22 protein-coding genes are annotated in these 22023 nt (G+C 63.5%); 15 read left to right on the top strand and 7 right to left on the bottom strand.

Annotation, left to right across the window (positions count from 1 at the left end; translation table 11 throughout):
• Positions 1 to 33: 33 nt before the first annotated feature.
• The gene (locus CBW66_RS12950) at positions 34 to 378 is read left to right on the top strand and encodes a helix-turn-helix domain-containing protein (RefSeq protein ID WP_329957614.1); all 345 of its coding nucleotides are present in this window, start codon (positions 34 to 36) and stop codon (positions 376 to 378) included.
• A gap of 164 nt (positions 379 to 542) precedes the next feature.
• Positions 543 to 1565, top strand: coding sequence for a GTP 3',8-cyclase MoaA (moaA, locus tag CBW66_RS12955; protein ID WP_216354560.1), 1023 nt, complete (start codon positions 543 to 545; stop codon positions 1563 to 1565).
• Between the two features lie 5 nt (positions 1566 to 1570).
• Here the strand turns inward: moaA and CBW66_RS12960 are convergent, their stop codons facing one another.
• Positions 1571 to 2995: a PLP-dependent aminotransferase family protein gene (locus CBW66_RS12960; protein WP_086138553.1), complete on the bottom strand. Its 1425-nt coding sequence runs from the start codon at positions 2993 to 2995 to the stop codon at positions 1571 to 1573.
• A gap of 231 nt (positions 2996 to 3226) precedes the next feature.
• On the opposite strand from CBW66_RS12960, the gene CBW66_RS12965 reads away from it, so the two are divergent.
• The 5 genes from CBW66_RS12965 (at position 3227) to CBW66_RS12985 (ending at position 8231) form a co-directional block, all read left to right on the top strand.
• The gene (locus CBW66_RS12965) at positions 3227 to 3610 is read left to right on the top strand and encodes a hypothetical protein (protein WP_086138554.1); all 384 of its coding nucleotides are present in this window, start codon (positions 3227 to 3229) and stop codon (positions 3608 to 3610) included.
• Between the two features lie 108 nt (positions 3611 to 3718).
• Entirely contained in the window at positions 3719 to 5554 is a 1836-nt protein-coding gene (gene msbA / locus CBW66_RS12970; RefSeq protein WP_086138555.1) for a lipid A export permease/ATP-binding protein MsbA, read from the top strand.
• 144 nt (positions 5555 to 5698) lie between these two features.
• A complete protein-coding gene (locus CBW66_RS12975; protein WP_086138556.1) occupies positions 5699 to 6829 on the top strand; it encodes a toxin-antitoxin system YwqK family antitoxin in 1131 nt (376 codons plus the stop codon).
• Between the two features lie 27 nt (positions 6830 to 6856).
• Positions 6857 to 7657: a toxin-antitoxin system YwqK family antitoxin gene (locus CBW66_RS12980; RefSeq protein ID WP_086138557.1), complete on the top strand. Its 801-nt coding sequence runs from the start codon at positions 6857 to 6859 to the stop codon at positions 7655 to 7657.
• 124 nt (positions 7658 to 7781) lie between these two features.
• Positions 7782 to 8231: a MarR family winged helix-turn-helix transcriptional regulator gene (locus CBW66_RS12985; RefSeq protein WP_230492157.1), complete on the top strand. Its 450-nt coding sequence runs from the start codon at positions 7782 to 7784 to the stop codon at positions 8229 to 8231.
• On the opposite strand, the gene CBW66_RS12990 is transcribed toward CBW66_RS12985, so the two are convergent.
• Entirely contained in the window at positions 8221 to 9555 is a 1335-nt protein-coding gene (locus tag CBW66_RS12990) for a chloride channel protein (protein ID WP_086138559.1), read from the bottom strand. The two genes, CBW66_RS12985 and CBW66_RS12990, sit on opposite strands and share 11 nt — an antisense overlap.
• 115 nt (positions 9556 to 9670) lie before the next feature.
• The gene (gene nhaR, locus CBW66_RS12995) at positions 9671 to 10570 is read right to left on the bottom strand and encodes a transcriptional activator NhaR (protein ID WP_086138633.1); all 900 of its coding nucleotides are present in this window, start codon (positions 10568 to 10570) and stop codon (positions 9671 to 9673) included.
• 160 nt (positions 10571 to 10730) lie between these two features.
• Between nhaR and CBW66_RS13000 the strand changes: the two genes are divergently transcribed.
• Complete coding sequence (locus CBW66_RS13000) at positions 10731 to 11693, top strand: TerC family protein (protein ID WP_086138560.1); 963 nt, start codon at positions 10731 to 10733, stop codon at positions 11691 to 11693.
• Positions 11694 to 11773: 80 nt separating this feature from the next.
• Positions 11774 to 12175, top strand: a complete 402-nt coding sequence (locus tag CBW66_RS13005; protein ID WP_086138561.1) for a TerB family tellurite resistance protein — start codon at positions 11774 to 11776, stop codon at positions 12173 to 12175.
• 3 nt (positions 12176 to 12178) lie between these two features.
• Here CBW66_RS13005 and CBW66_RS13010 read toward each other — a convergent pair whose 3' ends face one another.
• On the bottom strand, positions 12179 to 12532 hold the full coding sequence (locus tag CBW66_RS13010; protein ID WP_086138562.1) for a YnfA family protein: 354 nt from the start codon (positions 12530 to 12532) through the stop codon (positions 12179 to 12181).
• A gap of 90 nt (positions 12533 to 12622) precedes the next feature.
• Between CBW66_RS13010 and CBW66_RS13015 the strand changes: the two genes are divergently transcribed.
• Positions 12623 to 13891, top strand: a complete 1269-nt coding sequence (locus CBW66_RS13015) for a glycerate kinase (RefSeq protein WP_086138563.1) — start codon at positions 12623 to 12625, stop codon at positions 13889 to 13891.
• A 2-nt stretch (positions 13892 to 13893) separates the two neighbouring features.
• Here the strand turns inward: CBW66_RS13015 and CBW66_RS13020 are convergent, their stop codons facing one another.
• On the bottom strand, positions 13894 to 14907 hold the full coding sequence (locus CBW66_RS13020; protein WP_086138564.1) for a zinc-binding alcohol dehydrogenase family protein: 1014 nt from the start codon (positions 14905 to 14907) through the stop codon (positions 13894 to 13896).
• A 105-nt stretch (positions 14908 to 15012) separates the two neighbouring features.
• Between CBW66_RS13020 and CBW66_RS13025 the strand changes: the two genes are divergently transcribed.
• A complete protein-coding gene (locus CBW66_RS13025) occupies positions 15013 to 15927 on the top strand; it encodes a LysR family transcriptional regulator (protein WP_086138565.1) in 915 nt (304 codons plus the stop codon).
• A gap of 44 nt (positions 15928 to 15971) precedes the next feature.
• Here CBW66_RS13025 and CBW66_RS13030 read toward each other — a convergent pair whose 3' ends face one another.
• Positions 15972 to 16349 carry a cytochrome c gene (locus tag CBW66_RS13030; protein WP_086138566.1) on the bottom strand — a complete coding sequence of 126 codons (378 nt, stop codon included), beginning with the start codon at positions 16347 to 16349 and terminating at the stop codon, positions 15972 to 15974.
• A gap of 250 nt (positions 16350 to 16599) precedes the next feature.
• Here CBW66_RS13030 and CBW66_RS13035 point away from each other — a divergent pair, with 250 nt between their 5' ends.
• From CBW66_RS13035 to CBW66_RS13045, 3 genes are all read left to right on the top strand, one after another.
• Positions 16600 to 18147, top strand: coding sequence for a DUF1800 domain-containing protein (locus CBW66_RS13035; protein WP_086138567.1), 1548 nt, complete (start codon positions 16600 to 16602; stop codon positions 18145 to 18147).
• 15 nt (positions 18148 to 18162) lie between these two features.
• Positions 18163 to 19347: a DUF1501 domain-containing protein gene (locus CBW66_RS13040; protein ID WP_086138568.1), complete on the top strand. Its 1185-nt coding sequence runs from the start codon at positions 18163 to 18165 to the stop codon at positions 19345 to 19347.
• A gap of 216 nt (positions 19348 to 19563) precedes the next feature.
• Complete coding sequence (locus tag CBW66_RS13045) at positions 19564 to 20676, top strand: AI-2E family transporter (protein WP_086138569.1); 1113 nt, start codon at positions 19564 to 19566, stop codon at positions 20674 to 20676.
• Between the two features lie 214 nt (positions 20677 to 20890).
• Here the strand turns inward: CBW66_RS13045 and CBW66_RS13050 are convergent, their stop codons facing one another.
• Positions 20891 to 21115 (bottom strand): hypothetical protein, encoded by a 225-nt coding sequence (locus tag CBW66_RS13050; protein WP_010396348.1) that lies wholly within the window; start codon positions 21113 to 21115, stop codon positions 20891 to 20893.
• Between the two features lie 147 nt (positions 21116 to 21262).
• Here CBW66_RS13050 and CBW66_RS13055 point away from each other — a divergent pair, with 147 nt between their 5' ends.
• The gene (locus CBW66_RS13055) at positions 21263 to 22015 is read left to right on the top strand and encodes a phosphatase PAP2 family protein (RefSeq protein ID WP_329957613.1); all 753 of its coding nucleotides are present in this window, start codon (positions 21263 to 21265) and stop codon (positions 22013 to 22015) included.
• Positions 22016 to 22023 lie beyond the last annotated feature (8 nt).

Below are 22023 nucleotides of genomic sequence, written 5' to 3' on the forward strand. Positions count from 1 at the left end.
TTCCGGACAAAAAAACAGAGTACAGATGGCACGATGACGATGCCGGTCGCGCCGGCGCCGGCCCTGATTTATGATGTGGGCAAGGAGAAAAACATGCATACGGAAGACAAGGAAGACGGCGTCGACGCGGCACTGATAGCGCTGCTGGCGCTGCTGTGGCAAGCGCGCCAGGAAGCGCCCGATAAGCCGTGGTCGCTGGCCAAGCTGGCCAAGCGGGCAGGGGTACAGATGAGCACCTTGCTGCGCCAGCTCAATGCGCTGTCCAGCGCGAAACTGGTGAGCGTGACGACGGCGGAGAGCGGCGGCGGCAGTGCGCTGCTTAGCGCTGCGGGTGCCGAGCTGTGCGCCAGCGTGTTCGCGCCGCCGCCAGCAGGGTAACGCCGAATCTGTACTCTATCGGCTGGCGCCGGACTGTACCTCTTGGCCTGTCCCCTTTCGCCCTATGCTGGACACTGACGAATGCACATCAAGGGGGAAGCACAATGAATACCATCCTGTATCCGCAGCCGGCACTGCGGCAGCCAGACCATATCGCGCCCTGCATGGACCTGCTGGGCCGTCCCCTGACGGACTTGCGTATTTCCGTCATCGACCAGTGCAACTTCCGCTGCACGTATTGCATGCCGTCCGAGCTGTACCCCGGCGACTACCCGTTTCTGCCATCGAGCGAGCGCCTGTCTTTCGAGCAGATCGAAACGATGGCGCGCGCCTTCGTGCGCCTGGGCGTCGATAAAATCCGCATCACAGGCGGCGAGCCGCTGCTGCGCAAGAACCTGGAACAGCTGATCGAGCGCCTGGCGCGGCTCGCCACGCCGGAAGGGCGCGCCGTGCGCATCGCGCTGACGACGAATGGCAGCTTGCTGGCGGCCAAGGCGCGCTCGCTGAAGGGGGCGGGCCTGGAGCGGGTCACCGTCAGTCTCGACAGTCTGGAAAACGGTATTTTCCAGCGCATGAACGGCGTCGACTTTCCTGTCGAGAAAGTGCTGCACGGCATAGAGGTGGCGCAAGCCGTGGGCTTGCATCCCGTGAAGGTCAACATGGTCGTGCAGAAAGGCGTCAACGACAGCCAGATCGTGCCGCTGGCGCGCCATTTCCGCCACACGGGCGTGATCCTGCGCCTGATCGAATTCATGGACGTGGGCGGCATCGGCGCCTGGTCGCGCACGCACGTCGTCCCGTCGGATGAAGCGCGCGCGCTGATCGCGGCAGAATTTCCCCTCGTATCGCTGGGCGAAGGCAAGCCTATCCTGCACGAGACGGCCAGCCGCTACCGTTATCTCGATGGCGGCGGCGAAGTGGGTTTCATTTCCAGCGTGTCGCAGCCGTTCTGCGGCGACTGCAGCCGCGTGCGCGTGTCGTCAGACGGCAAGCTGTTTACTTGTCTGTTCGCCCAGGACGGCCTCGATCTGCGGCCCCTGCTTAATTCCGAGCAAGGCCTGGAAACCGTGCTGCGCCGGCACTGGCAACGCCGTGGCGACCGCTACTCGGAAGTGCGCGGCGCGCTGGCCCAGGTCGGCGGGCGCAAGCAGTATCCCAGCGTGCGCATGTCGCTGGTGGGCGGGTGAATGATTTACAAAAATTCGGTGATGAGTTTGCCCAGCAGGATGATCGCCTGTTCCACCTCCACGCTCCACGGATAGCTGTAATTGAGGCGGATGCAATGCTGGTAAGCCTGGCTGACGGAAAACATGCGCCCCGGACCCACCGTGATCCTGCATTCGAGCGCGCGCCGGTACAGCTGCATCGAGTCCACGTTGCCGGGTAGTTCCACCCACAGCACGTAGCCGCCCTGCGGTTGCGAGACTTTGGTGCCAGCAGGAAAGAAGCGCAGCACGGTGGCGGCCATGATGCGCGCCTGTTGGGCATAGGCCTTGCGGGTGCGGCGCAGATGCTGTTCGTAGCCGTCGTTTTGCAGGTATTCGGCGATGGCCAGCTGCGGGAACGACGACGTGGTGAGCGTGTTGAGGAATTTAAGTTCTTCCACCTTGCCCCGGTAGCGTCCGGCCAGGGCCCAGCCCACGCGCTGCGCCGCGCTGAGGCTCTTGGAAAACGAGGAACAGTGCAGCACCAGGCCCTTGCGGTCGAACGATTTGAGCGAGGACGGGTGGGCGTCGCCGTAATACAGCTCGTTGTAGACGCCGTTTTCGATGGCGGGCACGTCGTGCTGCTCCAGCAGCTGGACCAGGGCCCGCTTGCGCTGGTCCGAGATCTGGAAGCCCAGCGGATTCTGGAAGTTCGGCATCACCATGACGGCGGCGATCGGTTGCCGGGCCATGATGTCGGCCAGCGCTTCGATGCTGATGCCGTCATACGGATCGGTGGACACCTCCACCACCTTCATGCCCAGCCGTTCGACGGCCAGCAGCATGGCATAGAAGGTGGGCGACTCGACGGCGATGGTGTCGCCCGGCCTGGCCACCGCTTGCAGGCACAGGTTGATGGCTTCCGTGGCGCCCACGGTGACGATGATTTCGTCGGGATCGACGGCCAGGCCGTTTTCCAGGTAGCGGCGGGCGATTTCGCGTATCAGTTGCGGGTTGCCCGGCGGCAGGTCGTCCGTCACGCTCCAGTCGCGGTTGCGGCGCGCCACGGCGCTCGCGTACTGGTTGATGCGTTCCCATGGAAACAGCGCGGGATCGGGGTAGGGCGAGCCCAGCGGGATGGCATCGTGCAAGCCGATCGAGCGCAGGGTCGACAGCACCAGGCGGCTGACGTGCACTTCGGCCGGCACGGTACTCGGCTGGGAGGCTTGCATGCACAGGTCGGCCGGCTGGGCATCGCCGTCGGCGCGGGGCCGCACGAAGTAGCCGGACTGGGGCCGGCTTTCGATCACGCCCATGCTTTCCAGCTTGACGTAGGCGCGCAGCACCGTGGTGATGCTCAGCTTGTGCTGCTGGCTGGTCTGGCGCACGGAGGGAATCCGTTCGCCGGGCAAGAGCACCCCTTGGCTTACCAGTTGCTCGATGTCAGCAACGAGCTTTTCATACAATTTCATGCCATGGTATCCATTCTTTGATTCTTGCTCTAGGTCATTGCATTATCTTTCAATTCATGGAGTCGCATGGCTGCAAGGCTTGCATGTTGTTGAAATGAAACTAGCTTGCGCCACTTCCTCGTTTAAGATCGGCGTAGGCAAAGGGAGGAATTTCGCCTGCTGATTCCGTTTAACCACCGCTTGCCCGTACAATCGCTGCATATTTACTTTGTCACCTTACAGGAGTCACCCATGCGTATCCTTAGCAAACCACTGTTTTCCGCCCTGATCCTCGGCAGCGCCGTCTGGTGCGCTTCCGCTTCCGCCGTCGGCCTGGGTTTCCTGGCCGATACGCCGATGGCTTACCTGAACAAGAACGACAAGCCCGTCTTCGTGAAAGCCGTCACCGACGTGCTCAATGAGAAGAAGGATGGCGAAACCGTGCAATGGAGCAATGAAGGCTTGCGCAATTCCGTGCGCATCGCCGCCGACATCACGGCCAGCGACACGGAAAAGACGGACGCGCAAACCTGCCGCAAGGTGCAGGTGGGCTTGAACGCCAAGGGCCAGGAACAAACCCTCAAGCTGAAGGTCTGCAAGGCCGGCACGGCCGCATGGAAAGTGGCGAAGAGCTGATAGCCCGTGCCTTTCCTTGCCGGTCCTGCACCGGCAAGGTGACGACTTTCTCATAGGTGAGTCTGGCAGCGGTTAGAATCACGTTTTACCCTCACTTTTCTCACCTGCATGCAGCAAAGTCGCCTCCTGTTCTTTCGCCTGGCCGGCCAGTTTCGCCGCTATGGCGCCATCGTTGCCGCCACCTTGCTGGCCGTGGGCGTGGCGTCCGCCACCGATGTGTTGTTAATCCGCCAGTTGCAAAACGTCGTCGACGCCATGCGCACGACGGCCAGCACGCAGGTCGCGCCCGTATCCGGCGTGATGGGCATGCTGCAGGGCTGGGTCGACCGTTTCTTGCCGGCACAGGCGGGACAGGTGGATCTGTGGGTGATTCCCGCCACCATCCTGGCCCTGGCCGTGCTGCGCATGGTGTCGAGCTTTGCCGGCGATTACGGTTCCGTCTGGCTATCGAGCCGGGTGCAGGCCGATTTGCGCGAAAAGATGTTCGCCACCATCATGCGCCTGCCCAGCCGCTTTTTCGATACCACCACCACCAGCCTGACGCAGTCGCGCGTGGCTTTCGACGCCAGCCAGGTGTCGCAGGCGGGCTTGAACGTGCTCAACGTGATGGTGCGCGATTCCGTCGCCACCATCGGCTATTTGATCCTGCTGTTCAGCATCGACGTGAAACTGGCCCTGTTCTGCATGGCCTCGATGCCCATCGTGGCCATCGTCGTGACCCTGGCGGGACGCCGCATGCGCCACCTGAGCAAGAGTTCGCAGCAAGCCGTGGGCGAACTGACGTCCGTGCTCGATGAAAGCATCGCCGGCCAGCGCGTGGTGAAAATCTTCGGCGGGCAAGACTATGAACAGGCGCGCTTCGGCAACGTCGTCAAGCGCAACCGCCAGCTGGCCGTCAAGCACGCGGCCACCTCGGCCATGAATTCCGGCTTCATCATGATGCTCGTCGGTATCACCCTGTCGTCCGTGATTTATTTCGCCATGCTGCGCGCGCAAAGCGGCGCCATCACGCCGGGCGCCTTCGTTGCCTTCATGGGCGCGCTGATGGCCATGCAATCGCCGATCAAGAATTTAACGAAAATCAATGAACCGCTGCAGCGGGGCCTGGCTGCGGCCGAGTCCGTCTTCGGCTTGATCGACACGCCGCTGGAACCGGACCCGGGCACCATCGCCCCGGTTGCCGTGCAGGGCAATTTGTCCTTGCAGAACGTCAACTTCCGCTACAACAGCGACGATCCCGATGCGCCCACGGCCCTGAGCGATATCACGCTCGACATCCGCGCCGGCGAGACGGTGGCGCTCGTGGGCGGCTCCGGCGGCGGCAAGACGACCTTGCTGGGCTTGCTGCCGCGCTTCTATGACGTCAGCGGCGGCCAGATACTGCTCGACGGCGTCGATGTGCGCGACTACGCCTTGCTGGCCTTGCGGCGCCAGTTCGCCCTCGTCAGCCAGGACGTGATTTTGTTCAACGACACGATGGCGGCGAATATCGCCTATGGCGACCCGGCGCCGGACCAGGCCCGCATCGAAGCGTCGGCGCGCGCCGCCTATGCGCACGACTTCATCATGCAGCTGCCGCAAGGCTACGCGACCCAGGCGGGGCAGAACGGTTCGCGCCTGTCTGGCGGACAACGCCAGCGCCTGGCCATCGCGCGCGCGCTGTACAAGGATGCGCCGATTCTGCTGCTCGATGAAGCGACCAGCGCGCTGGACACGGAGTCGGAACGCTCGGTGCAGGCGGCGCTGGAAGTGCTGATGCGCAACCGCACCACCATCGTCATCGCCCACCGCCTGTCGACCATCGAAAGCGCCGACCGCATCGTCGTCATGCAGGGCGGCCGGCTGGTGGAATCGGGCCGCCATGGGGACTTGCTGCGGCAGGGCGGCGCGTATGCGCGCCTGCACGCGAGCCAGTTGTCGCCCGTCAAGGATGGCGCGGGCTGAGGCCAGGCGCCGCCGCACGCTCCCACGCCGGGGCCGGACCAGCAGATCCGGCCTTTTTTTATGGTGGCGCGGCAATCGTGCCCACGGCGCGTGGCGCTTGCCTTTATGATGCTGGCCGTAAGGCAACATGAGCAATGGAGCAACATGACGAATCAACAGACGAAGCGCTGGCTGCTGGCCGCCGCACTGGGCATGAGCGCGGCCTTGCCGCTGGCGGCCCAGGAAGCGGAGCCGTTACGGCAGACGGCGCCGGCAATCGACAAGAGCAAGGACCAGACCATGTATTTGGATGAAAATTTCATGCCCAGCAATGAGCGCCGCGCCGTGTACGCGCTGCGCACGCCGCCCGTGCGCGACGAGGCGCTGGGCGCCTGGCATGTGCGGCTGGAGTTTCCCGATACGCCGGGCGTGCTGGCCTTTGAAACCTATGCCACCGACCTGGATCTAAGCCAGGTGAGGTTCGTGCGTTTTCGCAAGTATTACCACGAGAATGGCCAGCTGCTGCGTGAAACCTATTTCAATGCCCAAGGCGAGGAGTTGCTCGGTGGCAGCGTGTACTTCGAGAATGGGCAGCTACAGCAACGGGTGACGGCGCTGCCAAACGGGCGCGATAGCATCTCGGAAACGTATCACGAGAATGGCCAGCTGATGAGCCGCATCGTGTATCACGGCGACGAGATGGCCGACGGCGAGCAAGTGTCGTATGGAGCGAACGGGGCCGTCAGTCACCGTTCGTACCGGCGCAATGGCCAGATGCATGGCCTGCAGGAATCGTTTTATGCCGATGGCAAGTTGTTCCAACGGGGACAGTTTGTCGATGGCAAGCGCGAAGGCGAGTTCGTCACGGTTGCCGAGGATGGCAAGGTGCTGGCCAGGACCGTCTGGGTGCATGGCCAGCCCGATGGCTGGTCGTTTGAAAGCCATGGCAATGGCGTCGTGTCGAACAAGACGCTGTACCAGAACGGTGCCGTGCTCAGCTTGCAAACGTGGGCGCCGAATGGCCGCCCCGTGTTTGCATGGGAAAAAGACGCGCAGGGGCGCGACCACGGCGACACAACCGACTGGCATGCGAATGGCGTGCGCGCCAGCGTGACGCCGTTTGTCGCAGGCCAGCGCCACGGCTTGCTGCGCACCTGGTACAGCGACGGCAGTTTGCGGCAGCTCGTGCCGTATGAACACGGCAAGAAGCACGGCATCGAGCGCCAGTGGGACCAGGCCGGCAAGCTGGTGCTGGAGCAGGCTTGGCAACACGGCCAGCCGGTGGCGGCGCAGTAGGGGGATCGCATGCGGTATGGACAGAAAATGCGCCTGGCGCTGCTGGCGGCGCTCATGACGGTGCTGCCGCTGGCGGCGCAGGCGCAGGCGCCGGCTGGCGGCACATCGTTCTATGACAGCGGCCGGCTCCAGCAAAAAGTAACCGTGCTGCCGAACGGGCGCGACCGTATTGCCGAGACGTACCATGAGAATGGCCAGCTGATGAACCGCATCACTTACCATGGCCAGCGGATGGCCGATGGCGAATACGTGTCGTATGGCCCGAATGGCAAGGTCAGCAGTCGCGCGCATCTGAAGGGCGGCAGGATGCACGGCTTGCAGGAAATATTTTATGCCGATGGCAAGCTGTTCCAGCGCAGCCATTTCATCCATGACAGGCTCGATGGCGAGGCCGTCACCCTGGCCGAGGATGGCAAGGTGCTCGCCAGCATGATGTGGCGCAATGGCGAACCCGACGGCTGGTCGTTCGATAGCCATGACAATGGTCAACTGGCGCAGAGAGCGCTGTACCGCAAGGGCAAGCTGCTGAGCATGCAAAAGTGGGGCAGCAATGGCCAGCCGACCGTTGCCTGGCAGCAGGATGCCCAAGGGCGCGAGCAGGGCGACGTGACGCAATGGCATGACAACGGCGCGCGCGCCAGTGTCACGCCCATGCGCGACGGCCTGCGCCATGGCTTGCTGCAGACCTGGTACGCAGACGGCAGCCCGCAGCAGATCGTGCCGTATAAACATGACAAGAAACAGGGCATCGAGCGCCAGTGGGACCCGGCCGGCAAGCTGGTGCTGGAGCAGGCTTGGCAAGCTGGAGACCCAGTCCCCATGCGCTAGGAATCCACCCGCCTTTGCAGGTATCATGCAGGGATTCCGGTCCGCCAGCAGGCGCGCAGCCGGCAGGATAATGGAGGCAATGGTGGTGGAAGCGGAAGTTTCGGCGGTAGCCCGGGCGCAAGGCATGGCCTTGCAAAACATGCGCGTCGTCATGCGCGCGGCGCAGCGGCACTCGGCGCAGATCGAGAAGCAATGCGGCGTGTCTGGCGCGCAACTGTGGGTGATGCAGGAATTGCTGGAGCGGCCGGGCCTGCGCATGGGCGAGCTGGCCGGCAAGATGTCTATCCACCAGACGACGGCCAGCAACCTGGTCGAGGCGCTGGTGAAGAAAACCTATGTGCGCAAGGCGCGCGACCAGCCCGACCAGCGCGTCGTTACGCTTACCCTGACGGCGGAAGGGCAGGCCGTGATCGCTGGCGCGCCGCAGCCGGCGCGCGGCTTGCTGCCCAGCGCGCTGGCCCAGCTGGACCCCGACAGCCTGGCGCACCTGAACCAGGGCTTGAACGCCTTGCTGGCCGTCGTCGCCCCCGATGACAGGCAGGCGGGCATGCAGCCGTTTCCGTTTACGATGTAGTGTCCCGGGCCGCCTGCGGCAGCCGTTGCAGCTGCAGCTGAGCCAGCGCCCCGTACAGCGGTTCGCTGAGCACGCGCGAGACGGTGCTGGCCACGACGGCGCAGGCCATCAGGCTCAGTACCATGCCGTGGCCATCGACCATTTCCATGACAATAATAAACGCCGTCAGCGGCGCCTGCGTGGCGGCGGCCAGGAAACCCACCATGCCCAGCGCGATCAGCGCGGGCGCATGCGGGTAGTGCAGCAGCACGGCGATATCGTGGCCGATGCCGGCGCCGATGGCCAGGGACGGCGCGAAGATGCCGGCCGGCACGCCCGACCACACGGTCAGCCACGTTGCCACATATTTGAAGGCGACGAAGGCGGGCGCCACGTCGCTGGAACCTTCCAGCATGGCGCGCGTGGCCACGGTGCCGCTGCCGAACGTGGCGCCGTGGCTGGCGATGCCGATGGCCGCCACCAGCAGGCCGCAGACGGCGGCGAACAGCACGGGACGGCCTGTTCGCCACGCCGACAGTTTTCCCAGCGGATTGCCGCGGGCGGAAGCCAATAGCAGCCGCGCGAACAGGCCGCCCGCCACGCCGGCCACCAGGGTGACGAGCAAGCCGGGCAAGGCCAAGGCCAGGCCGATGGGGCCGGGATGGATGATGCCGAAGTGGGTGGCGTTGCCATGGATGGACACGGCCATCATGCCGGCCAGCACGATGCCGGCGACGATGAGGCCGCTGTTGCGCTGCTCGGGCGAGCGTGACAATTCTTCGATGGCAAACATGACGCCCGCCAGCGGCGTGTTGAAGGCGGCCGCGATCCCGGCCGCGCCGCCCGCCACCAGCAGCGAATGGGCGCTCACCTGCGAGTGGCGGGGCAGCCAGCGCCGCGCAGCCAGCATCACGCCGGCGGCGATCTGCACGGACGGCCCTTCGCGTCCCAGCGACAAGCCGCCCAGCATGCCGCCCGCCGTCAGGCCGATCTTCGTGGCGCTGAGTTTCAATGAAACAAACAGCGAGCGCTGCTCGGGCGCCACGGCCGGGTCCAGCGTGGCCATCACTTGCGGGATGCCGGAGCCGGCCGCGCCCATCGCGTAGCGGCGCGTCAGCCACACGAGCAGGGCGGCGCAAATAGGGGTCCACAGCAGGGCGAACCACCAGGCTTTGCCGTTAAAGAAAAGAAACAGGTCCAGCGCTTCCTCCGCCAGCCACGTGAAGCCCACGACGACGAGGCCCGCGATGGCGGCCATGCCGACGACGACGGCGCGCGACCACCACAGGCGCGGGTTGGCAAATTCATGCTTGAAGGCAGAGGGGATGTCGTGCAAGTGCTTCATTGCGGCAAGTCCAGGAAGGGGCGCGCAGGGCGTCGGGGAGGCTTGCCATTATATAGATGTATTTGCTCAAATGTATTTGCCGGGTCGTCATTATGGAACTGCAGTTGTGGAACTGCTACACGAACAGCTCGCGCCGCGCGCTTTGGCTGATGGCGATGGTGGCCGGGTGGCGCAAGCGCCGCTCGGTGGTGATCGCATACACTTGCTCGACGAGGCTGTCGACCCGGCCCAGCGCCACCACGCCATGCTGTTCGCACACCTGGGGCGCGATCACGGTGGGGGCGAAGAACAGGCCGGCGCCGGACTGGCCGAAGGCCTGCATCATGGCGCTGTCGTCGAACTCGCCCACGATGCGCGGGTGCAGGTGGTTGTCTCCCAGCCACTGCAGCAGGCGGCCATAGATGGCGAAGTCCTCGCCCGGCAGCAGCAACGGCGCGCCGTCCAGGCATAGCGGAAAGCTGCCTTCCAGGGTGGCGGCCAGCGCCGGCGTGCCGAACAGGGTCATGCCGCTTTCGCCCAGCAGGTGGTTGTAGCCGCGCACACTCAAGTGGGATGGCATGGGGCGGTCGGCGATGATCAGGTCCAGCCGGTGCACTGCCAGGTCCGCCAGCAGGCTGGCCAGCCGGCCTTCGCGGCAGATCATGCGCAGCGGTTCGGCCAGGCCCAGCGCCGGCTCCACCAGGCGGCAGGCGATCAGTTTCGAGACGGAATCGGCGCAGCCCACGCGGAAGGTCGTCGTCGTGGTGCGCGACTGGTCGCGCACGATTTCCAGCAATTCGTCGCCCGTGCTGAAGATGCTTTCGGCATGGCTGAGGATGCGCCTGCCCGTGTCCGTCAATTCCAGCTGGCGCCCGCTGCGGCGGAACAATTCCACGCCCAGGGTGTCGGCAAACTCGCTGAGCTGCCCGGAAATCGATTGCGGCGTCAGGTGCAGCTGCTCGGCCGCGCGGGAGATGCTGCCCGTCTTGGCCACCATCCAGAAGTAGCGCAAGTGCTTGAAGTTGAGTGTGGACATGGTGCTTCCCGAAAAATTGAACACATCGAGTTTTTCGATGTATTCATAAATTATATTCGATTTGTTCGATGTTTATATTCAGCCTATGATGGTTGCTCAACTCATGCAAGGAGAGTGCCATGGACATCAGGATACAAACAGATAATTGCGGAGGCCGCCGATGAACGGTCTGGAAAGTATTGCAACGGCCCCCATGTGGGCCGGCTTCATCGTATTCGTCCTGTTCATGCTGGCGCTGGACTTGTTCGTCTTCGGCGGCAACAAGGCGCACAAGGTGGGCGTCAAGGAAGCGGCCACGTGGTCGCTCGTGTGGGTCAGCCTGGCCCTGCTGTTCAATGGCGGCCTGTGGTGGTACTTGAACGGCACGGCCGGTCCCGAGATCGCCAACCAGAAGGCGCTGGAATTTTTCTCCGGCTACCTGATCGAGAAAGCGCTGTCGGTCGATAACGTGTTCGTCTTCCTGCTGATCTTCAGCGCCTTCCAGGTGCCGGTCCAGTACCAGCGCCGCGTGCTGATCTACGGCGTGCTGGGCGCGATCGTCATGCGCGCCGTGATGATCATGGCCGGCGCCTGGGTGGTGAGCGAATTCAGCTGGGTGTTGTACCTGTTCGGCGCCTTCCTGTTGATTACCGGCATGCGCATGCTGGTGGCGGCCGACGCGGAACCGGACGTGGCGAACAACCCGGTGCTGCGATTTGCCCGCCGTCACTTGCGGGTGGCCGACGGCGACCACGGCGAGCGTTTCTTCGTTACCAAGGGCGGTTTGCGCTATGTCACGCCGCTGTTCCTCGTGCTGATCCTGATCGAGGTGACGGACCTGGTATTCGCGGTCGACTCGATCCCGGCGATTTTCGCCATCACGACGGACCCGTTCATCGTCTTCACGTCGAACCTGTTCGCCATCATGGGCTTGCGCGCTTTGTACTTCCTGCTGGTGGACGTGGCCGACCGCTTCCACATGCTCAAGTATGGCCTGGCGATGGTGCTCGTGTTCATCGGCGCCAAGATGCTGATCATGCCGTGGTACCACGTGCCGGTGGAAGCGTCGCTGCTGGTGGTGGCGGTGCTGATCGTCTCGAGCTGCGTGGCGAGCGTGTTCATTACCCGCAGCGAGAAGAAATAAACAGCGAATTAGTAAAACTGCAGTACGGCGCGCCCCGCGAGGCGGTGGCGCGCTTTTCAAACTAACAATGGAAGAAAACTATGCGTACCTATGAAACGAACAGTCCCCAGGCAGCGGGACGTATTCTGGCCCTGATGATGGTGGTCGACGGCAACCTGGCCAGCGCCGAGCTGCAAGCCATGCACCGCAGCAAGATCCTCGAGCATATCGAGCTGGCGCCGGCCGCTTTTCAACAGCTGCTGCAAGACCTGTGCGACGACATGCTGACCTCGACCGTGCATGGCGCCGTGCAGCTGGCCCATGGCGTGATCGACAGCTTGCTCGATGAAATCACGGACCCGGACTTGCGCCGCAAGCTGCTGCAAGCAATGTGGAAGATCGCCGACGCGGATGACTGGCTGGCCGATGGCGAAGCCGTGCTGCTGGCCCGTGCCAGCGCGGCATGGTCGGCGGAAACGAATTTCCGCCAGCACGCGGCGTAGTAATTACGTTGCCTTGTGTCCCATGGCAATGACGGCGGCGCCGGCCAGGGCCAGGCCCACGCCGGCGATGTCGGTCCAGGCGGGCGTGATGCCGTCCACCAGCCACAGCCATCCCAGCGCCGTGGCGATATAGATGGCGCCGTACGTGGCATACACGCGGCCGCTGGCGGCCGGATGCAGGGTCAGCAGCCACACGAACACCAGCAGGCTGAGGGCGGCCGGCAACAGCAGCCAGGCGCTGCCCTTGTTGCTCAGCCATAGCATGGGCAGGTAGCAGCCCAGCAGTTCGGCCACGGCCGTGACGGTAAACAGCCCGAAAGTGCGGGCAAGACTGGTCCATTCGATGGCGTCGTTCATTGCATTCCTGTTCGTGATCAAGCCGCCATTGTAGTCTCCGGGCAGCGCCGTCCCTGCTATGATCGGGTTCGGATACCCGAGGAGACCACCATGACGACGCCCCCCGCGCCGCGCGCCTTGCTGCAAGCTATGTTCCACGCCGCCATCGAGGCGGCGCAGCCATCGCATTGCATACCGCCCCATCTGCCGCCCGCGCCCAGGGGCCGGCTGATCGTCATCGGCGCCGGCAAGGCCTCGGCCGCCATGGCGCAAGCCGTGGAGCGGCACTGGCCGGGGCCGCTGTCGGGCCTCGTCGTCACGCGCTACGGCTATGCCGTGCCGTGTGTACGCATCGAGATCGTGGAAGCGTCGCATCCCGTGCCGGACTCTGCCGGCATGGCGGCGGCGCGGCGCATGCTGGACCTGGTGGGCAATCTGCAGGCGGACGACACGGTGCTGTGCCTGATCTCGGGTGGCGGCTCCTCGCTGCTGGCCTTGCCTTTGGACGGCATCACCTTGGCCGACAAGCAAGCCTTGAACCGCGCGCTGCTGGCGTCGGGCGCCACCATCGGCGAAATGAATTGCGTGCGCCGCCATTTGTCCGCCATCAAGGGCGGCCGGCTGGCGGCGGCCTGCCATCCGGCGCAAGTGGTGACGTTGGCGATTTCCGACGTGCCCGGCGACAAGCTCGGCGATATCGCGTCCGGCCCCACGGTGGGCGACGCGACGACGTGCGAGGACGCGCTGGCCATCGTGCGCCGCTATGGCATGGACTTGCCGGACAGCATAAGAAAAACGCTGGAAAGCGGGCGCGGCGAATCCGTGAAACCCGATGACCCGCGCCTGGCGCGCACGCGCACGACCCTGGTCGCCACGCCGCAGATGGCCCTGGAAGCGGCCGCCGCCGTGGCGCGCGCGGCCGGCGTCACGCCGTATATATTGGGCGACAGCCTGGAAGGCGAGGCGCGCGACGTGGGCAAGGTCATGGCCGGCATCGCGCTGCAAACGGCCATGCGGGGCCAGCCGTTCCCTGGCCCGTGCGTGCTGCTGTCGGGCGGCGAAACGACGGTCACCGTGCGCGGCAAGGGCCGCGGCGGGCGCAACGTGGAATTTCTGCTGGCGCTGGGCATCGCACTCGATGGACATGAAGGCATCCACGCGCTGGCCGGCGACACGGATGGCGTCGACGGCCAGGAAGACATCGCCGGTGCTTATCTCGCGCCCGACACCCTGCGGCGTGCATGGGCGCAGGGCATCAAGCCCCGAGACAGCCTCGACAACAACGATGGCCACGGCTTCTTCCAGGCGCTGGGAGACAGTGTGATCACGGGCCCGACACTGACGAACGTCAATGATTTCCGGGCCATTTTGATTAGCTGATCTTAAAAACCTTCCAGCACGATCTTGCCTTTGGCCGTATTGCTTTCCAGCAGGGCATGCGCGCGTTTCACATTCGCCGCGTTGATCGTGCCGAAGCGCTCGGCCACGGTGGTCTTGATGACGCCCGCGTCCACCAGCTGCGCCAGTTCCTCGAGCAAGGCGTGTTGCTGAACCATGTCCGGCGTCTGGAACAGCGAACGGGTAAACATCAGTTCCCAGTGCAGGGACACGCTCTTGCCCTTGAACTTGCGCACGTCAATGTGCTCGGGATCGTCGATCAGGGCGAACTTGCCCTGTGGCGCGATCAGTTCGACGATCTGCTCGAAATGCTGGTCGGTCTGGTTCAGGCTGATCACGTAATCGACGGGCGCTAAACCGAGGCGCGTGATTTCGGCGGCCAGCGGCAGGCTGTGGTCGATCACGTGGTGGGCGCCCAGTTGCTGCACCCAGGCGGCCGTCTCCGGACGCGAGGCCGTGCCGATGACGGTGACACCCGTCAATTGACGGGCCAGCTGCACCAGCACGGAGCCGACGCCGCCGGCCGCGCCGATCACCAGCAGCGATTTGCCGGTCAGATTCTTGTCGCGGCTGAGCTGCAGGCGGTCGAACAGCAGTTCCCAGGCCGTAATCGCCGTGAGGGGCAGGGCGGCGGCGGGGGCGAAATCGAGGCTGGCCGGCATGTGGCCGACGATGCGCTCGTCGACTAATTGAAATTCGCTGTTGCTGCCGGGGCGGTTGATGGCGCCCGCGTACCAGACTTTATCCCCCACCTGGAACAGGGTGACGTCGGGCCCGACGGCGGTGACGACGCCGGCCGCATCCCAGCCCAGCACTTCCGGGTGGCCGTCTTTCGGTGCGCGGTTCCTGCGCACCTTGGTGTCGACGGGGTTGACGGAGATGGCATGCACGGCGACGAGCAGGTCGCGTCCCGTGGCGACGGGCACGGGCAGTGCGATGTCGAGCAGGGCGTCGCTATCCGTGATGGGCAGGCTGTGGTGGTAGGCGATGGCTTTCATGATTATCCTTGGTCGAGAGTAGGAGGGCGATGACGTATGATGGTTACTTTCGCGCCCAGGAAAAAGAGGGCGTGTACCGAAACACTTTCAAAGGAATGCTGAAAATTGCTGCGACTCGATGACTTGCAGGTATTTGTGCGCACGGCCGACCGGGGCAGTTTGTCGGCGGCCGCGCGCGAGATCGGCATCTCGCCCGCGCTGGCCAGCGCCGCCGTCAAGCGTCTGGAAGGGGAACTGGGCTTGCGCCTGCTGGCCCGCACGACCCGTTCGCTGAGCTTGACGCCGGAAGGCACGCAATACCTGGAGCACGCGCGCGAAGCCTTGCGCCTGCTGCGCGCGGGCCACGACGCACTGCTGGCCGGCAAGGACAGTTTCGGCGGAACCTTGAAAATTGCCATGCCTTCCGACCTGGGCCGCAACCTGATGCTGGGCTGGCTGGACGAATTCCAGGCGCGGCACCCGAAGCTGCAGTACCAGCTCAGCGTCAGCGACCGGGTGGCCGACATGGTGCGCCAGCAAGTCGACGTGGCCATCCGCTATGGCCAGCAGGATGATTCGAGCATGATCGCCATGCCGATCGCGCCCGCCAATGACAGAGTGCTGGTGGCCTCGCCCGCTTACCTGCGCGAGCATGGGCCCCTGCTCGCGCTGGAGGACTTGTCGCAGCGCAATTGCCTGCGCTTCGCGCTGGAAGACGGTTTGCACGACCGCTGGACTTTTTACCGCCTGCCCCAACGCGAGCAGGTGACGGTGCAGGTGAGCGGCAACCGCAGCGCCGACGATGCCGAGCTGGTGCGCCGCTGGGCCGTGGCGGGCCTGGGCATCGCCTGCAAGTCGCGGCTCGACGTGGCTGGCGACCTGGCCACCGGCCGCCTGCAAGCGCTGCTGCCTGACGTGGCGGGCGAGGCGACGCCCCTGCACCTGGTCTGCATGCACCGGGCGCAGGTGACGCCGCTGGTACTGCGGTTGCGCGACTTCCTGCGAGATAAGTGCGTGGAATTATTGAAACAGGATGATTGAGTGCGGGTTATTCCTGCGCGAGGTGTCCGCCATTGCTCTCAAGATTATCGGTTCTTTAAAATCACATCGCTCATGTATTGATTCAAATCGCGAAAATCCTTTACCCGCCAGGCGTATGGCGCGATCTTGACGCCATTCTCTTTCAAGGTCTTTGGAATCAAATCGCCATTGGGGCGCAATATGACCGACGATACAATCACGCCCGGATAATCCTTGAGGCGTTTTTTGAAAGCGGCGCTTGTCAGATCCGGTGTAGGGGGATTGCTTTTATTCGCCAATGGCCCAGTTCCCTTGATCTCTGCCCCGTGGCACACGGCACATCTCTGCATATACAGGGTTTTTCCATTCAGATTCTCCGCGAAGGTTGACGGCGTTTGTATGAGCGATAACATTCCCAATGCGGCGATAATTAATATTTTCATTTCTTTTTAATGTGGACGTATTGTATGGATAATGCATGGGTCGAGGGAAAATACGCAGCTGCCATTGCAATGCGCCATTCTCTCGATAACATTTTATCCGAGATTGTTCATTGCTAACGTGCCCGCGCCCGCGCGCGATCGGCTGGCGAACAAGCCCGCTTGATTACAACTCGTTGCAAATGGCAATCATGCGCGGGTCAACCTGGGCGTACCCTCATGCATTCTGGTTGAAACCGCTTGAAAGATTGCCATGAGTCCGAACCGATTATTGCCGACGACCTTGATATCCCTGCTGTTGCTGGCCGGCTGTGCCGCGACGGCGCCGCCTGCCGCGCAGCATGCCGTCGCCGCGCCCGACAATGCCGCGCAAGGCATCGCGATGCTCGAGCGCGTCAGCTGGGGCGTGAACGGGGGCAGCGTGCGCCAGTTGCAAAAGGAAGGCTGGAACGCTTACCTGCAGGCGCAATTGCATCCTGGCAAAGCCATCCTGCCGCCCGCCGTGCAGGCGCAGATCGACGCCATGACCATCAGCCAGGTGCCGCTCGATCAGCTTGTCATGTCCGTGGAGCAAAAGCGCAAGGATGCGGCCGGCGTCATGGACGACATGGCGAAGCAGCAGGCGCAAAAGGAGTACCAGCAGGAACTGAACCGCCTGGCGCGCGAGGCGGCCACGCGTTCGCTGTTGCTGGACGTGTATTCGACTAACCAGCTGCAGCAGCAGCTGAGCTGGTTTTGGCTCAACCATTTCAGCGTGCACCAGGGCAAGCACAACTTGCGCGCCATGGTCGGCGATTACGAGGCGAACGCCATCGCGCCGCACGCGCTTGGGAAGTTTCGCGATTTGCTGGGCGCGACCGTCCACCATCCGGCCATGCTGCGTTACCTCGACAATGAAGCCAATGCCGTCAAGCGTATCAATGAAAACTATGCGCGCGAACTGATGGAACTGCACACCCTGGGCGTCAACGGCGGCTATAGCCAGGCTGACGTGCAGGAACTGGCGCGCATCCTGACGGGCGTGGGCGTGAACCTGGGGCCGGATACGCCGAAGGTGAAACCGGCATTGCAATCGCAATACGTGCGCCGCGGCCTGTTCGAATTCAACCCGAACCGACACGATTACGGCGACAAGCAATTCCTGGGCAAAACGGTAAAGGGCAGGGGACTGGCCGAACTCGATGAGGCGCTGGACCGCCTGAGCCGCAGTCCCGCCACCGCGCACTTTATCAGTGGCAAGCTGGCCCAGTATTTCGTCGGCGACAATCCGCCCGCGCCGCTGGTGGCGCGCATGGCTGCCACCTTCCAGCACAGCGACGGCATGATCGCCGACGTGCTGCAGACCATGTTCAATAGTCCCGAGTTCAGGCAATCGCTGGGCAGGAAATTCAAGGATCCCATGCATTATGTGGTGTCGGCCGTGCGCCTCAGCTATGACGACAAGCCCATCCTGAACGCTGGCCCCATGCTGAGCTGGCTCGCGCGCATGGGACAACCCCTGTACGGGCGCCAGACGCCCGATGGCTATCCCTTGACGGATGCTTCCTGGGCCAGCCCCGGCCAGATGACGACGCGCTTCGATATCGCCCGCACCATCGGTTCGGGCAGCGCCGGCCTGTTCAAGACGGATGGCCCGCAGCCGCAGGAAAAGGTCGCGTTTCCCCAGCTGGCCAGCGCCCTGTATTACCAGTCGCTGCAGCCAGGCCTGAGTCCGGCCACGCGCCAGGCCTTGGATCAGGCCGCCTCGCCGCAGGAGTGGAATACATTTCTGCTCTCTTCGCCGGAAATGATGCACCGCTAGAGTGAAAGGATAGCCATGAACCGTCGTGACCTGTTGAAAGCCCTGGCCGCCGCGCCCCTGTTGTCGCACGCGGGCAGCTTGCTGGCCGCGCCCGCCACGGATGCGAAGCTGCTGTTCGTCTTCCTGCGCGGCGGCTATGACGCGAACAACCTGCTGGTGCCGGTCGGCAGCGATTTTTATTATGCGTCGCGGCCGAATATCGCCATCGCAAAACCCGGTGAAGACAACGGCGCGCTGGCCCTGAACGCCGACTGGGCCCTGCATCCGGCCTTGCGCGAGACCATCTACCCGATGTTCACGGGCGGCGAGGCGGCCTTCATTCCGTTTGCGGGCACGACGGATTTGACGCGCAGCCATTTCGAGACGCAGGACAGCATCGAACTGGGACAGGAACTGGGCGGGCGCCGTGATTTCCGCTCGGGCTTTTTGAACCGGCTGGCGCAAAGCCTCAATAGCGGCAATCACGCCATTTCCTTCACGGACCAGCTGCCGCTGATCTTCCAGGGCGGCGTGCAAGTGCCGAACATGGGGCTGCGCTCCGTGGGCAAGTCCGGTATTGATGCGCGTCAAAGCCAGCTCATCGCCGCCATGTACAAGGGCACGCCCTTGCAGCAACCGGTCAGCGCGGGCTTTGCCGTGCGCGAGGACGTGAGCCGGGAGTTGACAGGGGAAATGCAGGCGGCCAACCGCAACGCCATCAGTACCAAGGGCTTTGAACTGGAAGCGCAGCGCATCGCGCGCCTGATGAAGGACAAATATAACCTCGGTTTCGTCGACGTGGGCGGCTGGGATACGCACGTGGGGCAGGGCGGCGCCAGCGGCTACCTGGCGGGGCGCTTCGACGAGCTGGGGCGGGGCCTGGCCGCGTTTTCCCAGGAAATGGGCAGCGCCTGGCGCAATACCGTCGTCGTCGTCGTCAGCGAATTTGGCCGCACCTTCCGCGAAAACGGCAACCGCGGCACGGACCATGGCCACGGCAGCGTGTTCTGGGTGCTCGGTGGCGGGATCAAGGGCAAGCAGGTGGCGGGCGAGCAGGTGGCGATGTCGCAGGCGACGCTGTTCCAGAACCGCGACATGCCCGTGCTCAATGAATACCGCGCCGTGCTGGGCGGCTTGCTGCGGCGCACCTTCGGTTTGACCCCGGCGCAACTCGATCATGTGTTTGCCGGCGTCAAGCCGGTGGAGCTGGGCCTCGTATAAATCGGGATGGCTCCGTGTTACGCTACGCCTGCGCAACTGGCGCGTAGCCTGGCACCTATCAAAACCTACTGCGCGTCGTAATTTGCGGCCTGCGATGCTCACTGTACCTTCGTACAGTTGCGCTTCTCAGCCACAACTTCCTTCCGCTCGCTACGGTTTTGTTAGGCGCTATAAGCCCGTACACCTTTAAGGTGTGCGGGGCAAGAATGGAGTGGTATGACCGATACCCAGCGCGACATCGTCAGCGCAGGATTTTCCCTGGCCCTGATCGCCGTGACGGCCTTCGTCATGCAGCGTTTCTTTTTGCCGCTCGTGTGGGCCGGCATCCTGTGCGTGGCCACCTGGCCCCTGTACCTGCGCGTGCGCGCGGCGCTGGGCCAGCGCACCGTCATCGCGGCGGCCGTGCTGACCCTGGCGTTCGCCTGCATCTTCATCATTCCCGTGCTGTTCGGCGTGGCGCAGGCGGCGCGCGAAGTGCCCGTGCTGGCCAATTTCGTCGTCCATGCGAATACCGACGGCTTGCCCGTGCCAGACTGGGTGGCGCATATTCCGCTGGCCGGCAGCGCCATCGGCGACTGGTGGCAAGCCACCCTGAGCCAGCCCCACGGCCTCGGCCACTTCTTTGCGGGCAGCGCCGTGGGTGGTTTTCATTCCGCGCGCGACATGCTGAAAGTCTTCGGCGCGGACGTCTTCCACCGCCTCGTCGATTTCGGCCTGGCCTTTCTATGCCTGTTTTTCTTTTACAAGGATGGCGAAGCGCTGACGCGCCAGATCACAGCCGTCGGCAGCCATTTTTTGCGTCCTGAACGCTGGGGCCGCTATGCGCAAAAGATCCCGACCGCCATCCGCGCCACCGTCAACGGCCTGGTGCTGGTGGGCCTGGCCGAAGGCGTGCTGATTGGTTTCGCCTATGCGATTGCCGGCTTGCCGTCGCCGGCCCTGTGGGCGTTCGCCACCGGTATTTTGGCCATCATCCCGTTCGGCGCGCCGCTCGCTTACTTGTGCGCGGCCGCCTTGCTGGTGTTCCAGGGAAATGTGGGCGCCGCCATCGGCGTGGCCGTGTGGGGCACCGTGGTGCTGTTTGTGGCCGATCACTTTGTGCGTCCCGGCATGATCGGCAACGCCACCCGTTTACCGTTCCTGGCCGTGCTGTTCGGTATTTTGGGCGGCGTGGAAACCCTGGGTCTCGTGGGCCTGTTCATCGGCCCCGTCGTGATGGTGCTGTTCGTGACCTTGTGGTACGAGGCGAATGTGTTCGACAAGGCGGCGCCTGTCAAGACAAGCGCGAATACACCTGCCAGCCCGGCCGCACCGGAACGCACGCAGTAATGAGGGGTCGGCCAGCGTTGCCGCTGGCCGGTACTGGCGCGCTCCCGGCGTGGCCGGGCGAGGCTTTCAAGCAATGTCGTCGAAAGCCCCGGAATACGCCGAGAAAAATCGTAGCGAGCGGCAACGAGTTGTGGCTAAGAAGCGCAGCTGTACTTTAGTACAGCGAGCATCGCAGGCCGCAAATCGCGCCGCGCAGTAGATTTTTAAGGAGTATTTAATGCGCTTTAGATAAGATCAACAGCCAACGGCGCATCAGCAGCACTTCAACATAGCCCGGCTCGATGCCCGTACCGCACTCGATCAAGGGATTGACGGTGTAGTAGCGCTTGCGGAAGTCGCGGCAAACGAGGATTTCGCGCTTGCCCATGCGGACGAGGAAAGAGCTTGGGGCGTATTCCAGGCCGAACCGTGAGCCAAAACCGCTATTCAATGTTGCCATGACAATTCCTTTGAGGGAGATGTGTTGAACGAGTCATCAGAATAGCATAACTACTGTATGAAAACACAGCTACTGTATGAATAAACAGTATTTTTTTGCTGGTGTGGTTTTTTTGATCATCGCCAGGAACATGAAAGAGAGATCAGTTTGCAAGAGAATAATGACATGGGCGTGACCACGGGCTGGACCATGAAACTGCGCCGCTTCGTCGAGGCGCGCTTGTCGCCCGAAGGCGAACTGGGCCTGCATATGACCGTGGGCGTGGCCCTGATGCTGGTGGCCATCGTGGTCTTCCACGAGATCGCCGAAGCCGTGATGGGCATGGCCCAGATCACCGTGATCGACCTGCAGGTGGCGCAGTGGTTCAACCAGCATGCCGTGCCGTGGATCACCAGCGTGCTGCTGGTCGTCACGCATATGCATGGCGTGATCGGCGCCATCACCCTGGCCGTCTTGCTGGGCTGGTATCTGCACCGCAAGGGCGCCGATTACTGGCTGTTTACCCTGGTCATTACCATGCCGGGCGTCATGTTTTTGAACCTGCTGTTAAAGTACATTTTTGTGCGCGCGCGGCCCAGCTTTGACGAGCCCATCCTGCAGACGGCCTTGAGCACGTACAGCTTTCCCAGCGGCCATACGGCCACCTCGACAGCTTTGTACGGCTTGCTGGCCGCCTACCTGATTTGCCAGACGGCGCCCGGCGCCTGGGGCAAGCGCATCGCCATCGCCCTGGGTGCATTCCTGATGGCGTCGCTCGTCGGCTTCAGCCGCATTTATTTGGGCGCGCATTACCTGAGCGATGTGCTGGCGGCCATGGCGGAAAGCTATGGCTGGCTGGCCATCTGTATCGCCGGCGTGTCGACCCTGCGCCGCCGCCGGCATATCCGGCAAACCACTTAAGGGGAACG

Source organism: Janthinobacterium sp. GW456P, assembly GCF_002127655.1.
GTDB lineage: Bacteria > Pseudomonadota > Gammaproteobacteria > Burkholderiales > Burkholderiaceae_D > Janthinobacterium.

Excerpts from the sequence above, each read along its gene's own strand:
- CBW66_RS12950 (WP_329957614.1), top strand. The coding sequence starts at position 34 with ATGACGATGCCGGTCGCGCCGGCGCCGGCCCTGATTTATGATGTGGGC.
- CBW66_RS13015 (WP_086138563.1), top strand. The coding sequence starts at position 12,623 with ATGACGACGCCCCCCGCGCCGCGCGCCTTGCTGCAAGCTATGTTCCAC.
- CBW66_RS13050 (WP_010396348.1), bottom strand. The coding sequence starts at position 21,115 with ATGGCAACATTGAATAGCGGTTTTGGCTCACGGTTCGGCCTGGAATAC.
- CBW66_RS12985 (WP_230492157.1), top strand. The coding sequence starts at position 7,782 with ATGGCCTTGCAAAACATGCGCGTCGTCATGCGCGCGGCGCAGCGGCAC.
- CBW66_RS13010 (WP_086138562.1), bottom strand. The coding sequence starts at position 12,532 with ATGAACGACGCCATCGAATGGACCAGTCTTGCCCGCACTTTCGGGCTG.
- CBW66_RS12980 (WP_086138557.1), top strand. The coding sequence starts at position 6,857 with ATGCGCCTGGCGCTGCTGGCGGCGCTCATGACGGTGCTGCCGCTGGCG.
- CBW66_RS13045 (WP_086138569.1), top strand. The coding sequence starts at position 19,564 with ATGACCGATACCCAGCGCGACATCGTCAGCGCAGGATTTTCCCTGGCC.
- msbA (WP_086138555.1), top strand. The coding sequence starts at position 3,719 with ATGCAGCAAAGTCGCCTCCTGTTCTTTCGCCTGGCCGGCCAGTTTCGC.
- CBW66_RS12965 (WP_086138554.1), top strand. The coding sequence starts at position 3,227 with ATGCGTATCCTTAGCAAACCACTGTTTTCCGCCCTGATCCTCGGCAGC.
- moaA (WP_216354560.1), top strand. The coding sequence starts at position 543 with ATGGACCTGCTGGGCCGTCCCCTGACGGACTTGCGTATTTCCGTCATC.
- CBW66_RS12990 (WP_086138559.1), bottom strand. The coding sequence starts at position 9,555 with ATGAAGCACTTGCACGACATCCCCTCTGCCTTCAAGCATGAATTTGCC.
- CBW66_RS13020 (WP_086138564.1), bottom strand. The coding sequence starts at position 14,907 with ATGAAAGCCATCGCCTACCACCACAGCCTGCCCATCACGGATAGCGAC.
- CBW66_RS13005 (WP_086138561.1), top strand. The coding sequence starts at position 11,774 with ATGCGTACCTATGAAACGAACAGTCCCCAGGCAGCGGGACGTATTCTG.
- nhaR (WP_086138633.1), bottom strand. The coding sequence starts at position 10,570 with ATGTCCACACTCAACTTCAAGCACTTGCGCTACTTCTGGATGGTGGCC.
- CBW66_RS12975 (WP_086138556.1), top strand. The coding sequence starts at position 5,699 with ATGACGAATCAACAGACGAAGCGCTGGCTGCTGGCCGCCGCACTGGGC.
- CBW66_RS13030 (WP_086138566.1), bottom strand. The coding sequence starts at position 16,349 with ATGAAAATATTAATTATCGCCGCATTGGGAATGTTATCGCTCATACAA.
- CBW66_RS13040 (WP_086138568.1), top strand. The coding sequence starts at position 18,163 with ATGAACCGTCGTGACCTGTTGAAAGCCCTGGCCGCCGCGCCCCTGTTG.
- CBW66_RS13000 (WP_086138560.1), top strand. The coding sequence starts at position 10,731 with ATGAACGGTCTGGAAAGTATTGCAACGGCCCCCATGTGGGCCGGCTTC.
- CBW66_RS13035 (WP_086138567.1), top strand. The coding sequence starts at position 16,600 with ATGAGTCCGAACCGATTATTGCCGACGACCTTGATATCCCTGCTGTTG.
- CBW66_RS12960 (WP_086138553.1), bottom strand. The coding sequence starts at position 2,995 with ATGAAATTGTATGAAAAGCTCGTTGCTGACATCGAGCAACTGGTAAGC.